The following is a 5,597-nucleotide window of genomic DNA, read 5'->3' as shown; positions in this document are numbered from 1 at the left end:
CTTTTCAACATATTTACATTCACAATTTCAAAGATCGAATACTATATTTTCAAGTATTTTATATTTCATACTTTTTCATAAATTACTACTTGACTTTAATATAGTTGTCTTTCTGGGTATGAAAAAAGCAGTCAATCCTAAGACTAACTGCTTTGTGTGTAGGGATATAAAATTGTAAAACTAAGATTGCATTTCAGATATGGATTTGAAACCCCTCATAGCTGAATATACCATTCCCTTGTTTTAATTTCCCTTCATTTGACAAGTTGTGAAAAGCTGTCTCTATTTTGTCAATTATAGTAACTGGAATAGATAAATGATGATGTCCTGGCAAAATTCGACTTATCTTTAAAGATTGAATTTTTCTAACAGACTTCCAAAATTCTTGTGGGTTTGTTGATGGATAAAAAGCATCAAGGCAACCGCTATATATCAAATCGCCGGAATACAGATATTTTCTATCCGCTTCATAGAAACAACAATGTCCGGGAGAATGACCGGGCGTGTGAATAACTACCAACTTTCTGTTCCCTAAGTCAATACAATCTTCATCATGTAAAATCATTTGCGGAACCCCTTGAAAAATCTGATATTTCTCTACCTTAAAATCCGAGGGGAAATCACATGGATTGCACATAATATTGTTTTTTACCACTTGCAAAGGTATAGGGAATTTGACCGATAGCCATTCTTTTTCTGCTTCATGAACTGCAATAGACCGAAAATATTTATGTCCACCGATATGATCCCAATGAACATGAGTAGTGATTACTGTAACGGGCAGTTTCGTCAATCCATCAATAACCTCTCTGATGTTGGAAACACCTAAACCTGTATCAATCAGAATGGCTCTTTTTGTCCCACACAATAGATAACAATGTGTTTCTTCCCAGTGTTTGTATTCGCTGATGACGAATGTATCTTGGTCTATTTGTTCGACGGTAAACCAACTGTCCATATACTATTCTCACTCCCTAAAAATTTTAATTTGTCGCTTTCTTCATACCCATATTATAACAGTTCCGTATATCCTCTACAACGAAAATCTATTCAGCAAGTCTATTTTTTCGGTTGTCCCTGCGGTGTATGGTTCTGTGTATTGCCTGCGTTCTGGTTGCTTTTATTCTTCAATACAATATCCTCTGCCTTTACATACCAGTCCACATCTGCACCCGTATAGGTTTTTCTTGATACCGTATCGGCTACTGGATTGACAAGCTCCACAACTGCATTGTAAGGAAATTCCCTTAACGGTACTTCTGGCGGTACAGACACGGGGATAATTCCACCGTGCAGACTGCACTTCAAATCATAGATACGCTTTTTAAGCTGGGTACTCGGTGTCCCGTCCTCATTCTGCAAGAACACATCACGTACCGCTGTAAATTTTAATTCTCCAAATGTTTTCTCTTTGTCAATAACAAACCCGTTTGATAATCTCATAAATTTTCCACTCCTTTACTTTTCTTCAACTGCTACAATATCATCAGCAACTAATACATAATCGGTATGTCCCATATCCCCGATTGCGTAACCTCTGCCGTATAACTTCGGATTGACAAGTTTTACTTTCTGCTCATACTTGAAATGCTTTTCGCCAGCCTGCACAGGAATTTCCACCACAACATTTTCGCCTTTCTGTATGTCAGAATAAAGGTTATAGCTTCGTCTGGCTATGACCTTGCGATTGTTTTTATCTCTTTCAAAGATAGGCTCGCTTTCCCCTGCAAATTCAAGAGTTCCAAAAGACTGTGCCATATCTGGCACGACATATTTCATTTCCATATTGTTTTACCTCGTTTCTTTCTATATTTGATAAGTTTTTTGATTGTGATTTCTTATTCTGGCGGTTTGGGAAGTACCAGCAATCCCCCAGATAGTAAAGGGTAAAATAAATGCTTACGCACCCTTGACTATCCGTGTTCTTGCAGGTTGTTGGCAGACAAGCCAGAATAAGCGGAAGTCTGCCGTTTGACAGCTTCAGCGGAGAGCGTGATTTTTCTTTCCTCATACCGTTACCGCCTTATGATTTCTTCATTTTACGGAGTTTGTAAAGATATGTTCCAGCCAGTCCACCAGCAGACGCAAGCAACATCACGATAAATGCCATTACATTTGTACTGTCGCCCGTTTTTGGACTGTCGCTAGGTCTGTTAGGCTTTTCCGGTGTCGGTGGTGTTTCGGGTTTCTCTGGTTCTTCTGGCTTTTCCTTAAAAGTAATCGTCTGTCCCTTATCCTCAATATCCTTATGCTCGGTAACTTTCTTCGGCTCGTCTGGATTGCTTAAATCGTATAATTCCTCAAAAGTTACAAGCTGTTTGCCGTCAAGAGAAGTAGCGTCAAACGTAAAAGCAACTTCCACTTTCATAGTTTCGCTGTCAGCAATAAAAGTGTAATCACTTTCCACACGTTTTCCATTGATAAGAAGTTCTGCATTTTCTTCTTTCAACATCTGCCAGCCCACAAGTTTGTACTGTGTACCGACTTCTAAGCACTCTAAGGTTACGGTATCAATGATTGTAACGTCTTTTCCTGCTTTAAGCTCTTTATTGCCGTCCTTATCGGTAGCGGTAGTATGTATCTTGATGATACGCTCTGTGATAAGTACCGTTTGCCCGTCGTCCTCAATGTCTTTGTGTTCTGCAACTTTTACGGGTTCGTCTGAATTGCTGAAATCATATAATTCTTCAAAGGTAACAAGGTTTTTGCCACCTAAAGCAGACGCATTGAATGTATAGGAAATTTCCACTTTCATTTCTTCATCATCAGCGACAAAGGTATAATCGTTTTCTACACGTTTCCCGTCAATGATAAGCTCGGCGTTTTCTTCCTTTAACATCTGCCAGCCTTTCAACTGATACTTTGTGCCTTTTGTAAGTCCGTCTAATTTGACAGTATCAACGATTGTAACCTCTTTTCCTGCAAGGATAGTCTTTTCGCCGTCTTTGCTGGTCGCTGTGGTATGAATAGAGATTTCTTTTTCGTATTCATCAGTTAGCGTTCCTAAATCAATCACAAGATTATTTCTTGATACCACGATTTCAAAAGGTGGGATAAGTTCAAAGCCTTTGTTACTGTTGCAACGCATTTCTTCAATGATGTAGGTGTCATAAGGTAATGCACCTTTGCTGTCGTCTGGTTCAGAAGTTCCAAACCACACACCGTCCTCGCTGGTCTTGCCTGCGTTAGTATTGTGCTTGTGAGAAGCCCAGTCAGCAGAAGTGGAGAATTGCCCGTTATCATCAGTTACTACAACATGACTTTCCCCAGTCGTCTTGCTTGTGATCCTAAAAGGAACATCAGCAAGACGCTTGTGTGTGCCTGCACCGATTTTTACGCCCTCAATATCTCCACGCTTAATCTGATTATAGATAGAATGGGCTTTGTCGGTTAAGTCCACGATTTTTCCATTTTCTGTGATTGTAAAATCAATCGGCTTTGCACCGTCAGTTAAGTAACCGTCGGGAGCTTCACTCTCAACAATACGGAATTTTCCATAAGGTAAGAGGTCAGCAGAAGTGGAAGCGACACCCTCAAGGTTTGTATGAATAGTCTTTACGACTTCATTTTTCTTGTAGAGCTTGCCCTCAACCAATACCGCATTATCATTTAAGGAAATGATGTCAAAGGCAGTATCTTTCAAAGTGGCACTTCCTTGTGGTTTGGTATCGCCCGTTTCTAAATCTCGTTTCTGAATTTTGACACCGCCACGGATAACCTTGTCTGATACGGAAAACTGGTTACTTCCAGATAATACGGCAAGGTCGCCGTCCTCGGTAATCTGTGTTACATATAAGCCTTTTATCTGTTCGGACTTATCGCCAGCCTGCATATATGCACCCTCTAACAAGTAGCCGTTTGGAGCTTTTGTTTCTTCTACGGTTAGCGTCCCAAGTGGAAGAACCGCTTTGCTGTCCTGCATATAGAAGCTGTCGCCAGATACCTTGTATGCGTCCGCTAATTTTGTAATGTAGTGGGCTGTCCCGTCGCTGTCTGTTTCAGCGATTGTCTTTGTAACCCATGTACGAGTAGCTTCGGCAGGGAGATTGTCTTTATTATAGAAGCCAGCATAATACTTCCATGTAAATTCCGCACCTGCTAAAGAAGCGCTCCCTTGCGGATTGTCTTTCTGTGTTTCCATATCAATCTTGAAAAGCTCAATCAAAGTGTCCGTTACTTTTGGCGTATCAGATACTTTCAATGTTGCTGTCTTTCCAGCTTCAACCTTTAAGGAATATACAGTTTTATCCACTTTATATCCTGCTGGTGCAGAAAGTTCCTTGATATAAACTGTGCCAGCCTTTACCTCTACAACATCTGTATTTTCGTTTTCATCAGTCGTAAGGGTGGCAAGCTGTTTCGTGCAGTCCTTATCAGAAAAGACACCATAGGTCGCACCAGCGACAGAGTAATTCCCGTTACTGTCTGTAATGCTGGTATTACTGGAAGTCTTTTGCAGTTTCGCATTTCCGACATTCAGCTTCGCCCAGAATTGTCCCAATTCCTGCCCCTCGCCAGAGTAGATATAACCGCCACATTCATAGCGTCCTTTATTCTTTTTGACAAAGGCTCTTGCACCAGAGAAAACTTCGTCCTGTGTTGCCTTTGGAATTTCATCATAAGAAGCTCGCACGTTATCACATTGCCAGCCAAGATGTACGCTCAATCTCTGCCAAACTACACATTGTTCCAACAGATAGACTTGTTTATAGTTCAATTCCTTGTGAGCTTCGCCATACTGTTTGACATACTCTAAGGATAACGCCACATCTGAAATCTGGTCGGCACTCATGCGTGAGCTTGCGTCAGCTCTGGTCTTGTAACCGTTCTTAAAATCTGTATTGATGTCAATACAATAGGCAGTTTCGCCCTCGACTTTCATATAGCCCTCATTGAATGTCGAACCGATAGAACCGTCATTCATTACTTTTTCAATGATACCGACACGCTCTGCACTTTCCGTCCAGTATTGCTTACTTTCTGCATAGACGGGTATAGTCGGTAAAGCAGTAACGACAGTTGCAAGAGCTAAGAAGCCCGTACACAATCGTTTCCATGTCTTTTTCATAAATCTAATGCTCCTTTCATTTTTGGTAATAAAATAGCCGTCCAATAAGAACGGCTGGAAATAGAAAAGGAACGTCATTTTAGGCGTTCCATAGTCTATAAAATATTCAATTTTTTTCTTGTTTCAATACTGATGTGCTGTACCATATCTTTGCATATCTAGGAAAACTGGCGTATCAAGGCTCATTCAATGGTAGTAAATAAGTAGTAAATTGATGTATTTGTTCCCTTGAAAATGCTGATAGATACTGTGTTTTAGCGGATAATCAGATTTTTATTGTGTTTTTGAAACTAAAAATATTATCAAGCTTTGAATATTTCATAATCAATTTAATGAATTAGCATCAATGCTAACTGTATAGATATGAATTAGAACAATCTATGTTCGGCTCAATTATCACCTTTATTTAGCCTTTTATTTATTGCATATTCCTTATAAAATTATTATCAAGCTTTGAATATTTCATAATCAATTTAATGAGTTAGCATCAATGCTAACTGTATAGATATGAATTAGAACAATCTATGTT

General features: G+C 39.6%; 4 protein-coding genes. All 4 read right to left on the bottom strand.

The genetic code is table 11. The features are described from left to right. Positions 1–193: 193 nt before the first annotated feature. Complete coding sequence (locus NE665_RS23165) at positions 194–958, bottom strand: MBL fold metallo-hydrolase (RefSeq protein WP_008687118.1); 765 nt, start codon at positions 956–958, stop codon at positions 194–196. Between the two features lie 101 nt (positions 959–1,059). Further along, positions 1,060–1,443: a YdcP family protein gene (locus NE665_RS23160; protein WP_008687119.1), complete on the bottom strand. Its 384-nt coding sequence runs from the start codon at positions 1,441–1,443 to the stop codon at positions 1,060–1,062. Between the two features lie 15 nt (positions 1,444–1,458). After that, entirely contained in the window at positions 1,459–1,785 is a 327-nt protein-coding gene (locus tag NE665_RS23155) for a YdcP family protein (protein WP_008687121.1), read from the bottom strand. Between the two features lie 238 nt (positions 1,786–2,023). Next, positions 2,024–5,068: an SrtB-anchored collagen-binding adhesin gene (locus NE665_RS23150; protein WP_077744577.1), complete on the bottom strand. Its 3,045-nt coding sequence runs from the start codon at positions 5,066–5,068 to the stop codon at positions 2,024–2,026. Positions 5,069–5,597 lie beyond the last annotated feature (529 nt).

It is taken from the genome of Clostridium sp. DFI.1.208 (genome assembly GCF_024463855.1).
Classification (GTDB): Bacteria; Bacillota_I; Bacilli_A; order Erysipelotrichales; family Erysipelotrichaceae; genus Clostridium_AQ.
Note: the sequence above shows the minus strand (reverse complement) of the source record. Positions and strands in the feature narration are given on the sequence as shown.

Coding starts and splice junctions, on each gene's coding strand:
- NE665_RS23165 (WP_008687118.1), bottom strand. CDS start 958: ATGGACAGTTGGTTTACCGTCGAACAAATAGACCAAGATACATTCGTC.
- NE665_RS23160 (WP_008687119.1), bottom strand. CDS start 1,443: ATGAGATTATCAAACGGGTTTGTTATTGACAAAGAGAAAACATTTGGA.
- NE665_RS23155 (WP_008687121.1), bottom strand. CDS start 1,785: ATGGAAATGAAATATGTCGTGCCAGATATGGCACAGTCTTTTGGAACT.
- NE665_RS23150 (WP_077744577.1), bottom strand. CDS start 5,068: ATGAAAAAGACATGGAAACGATTGTGTACGGGCTTCTTAGCTCTTGCA.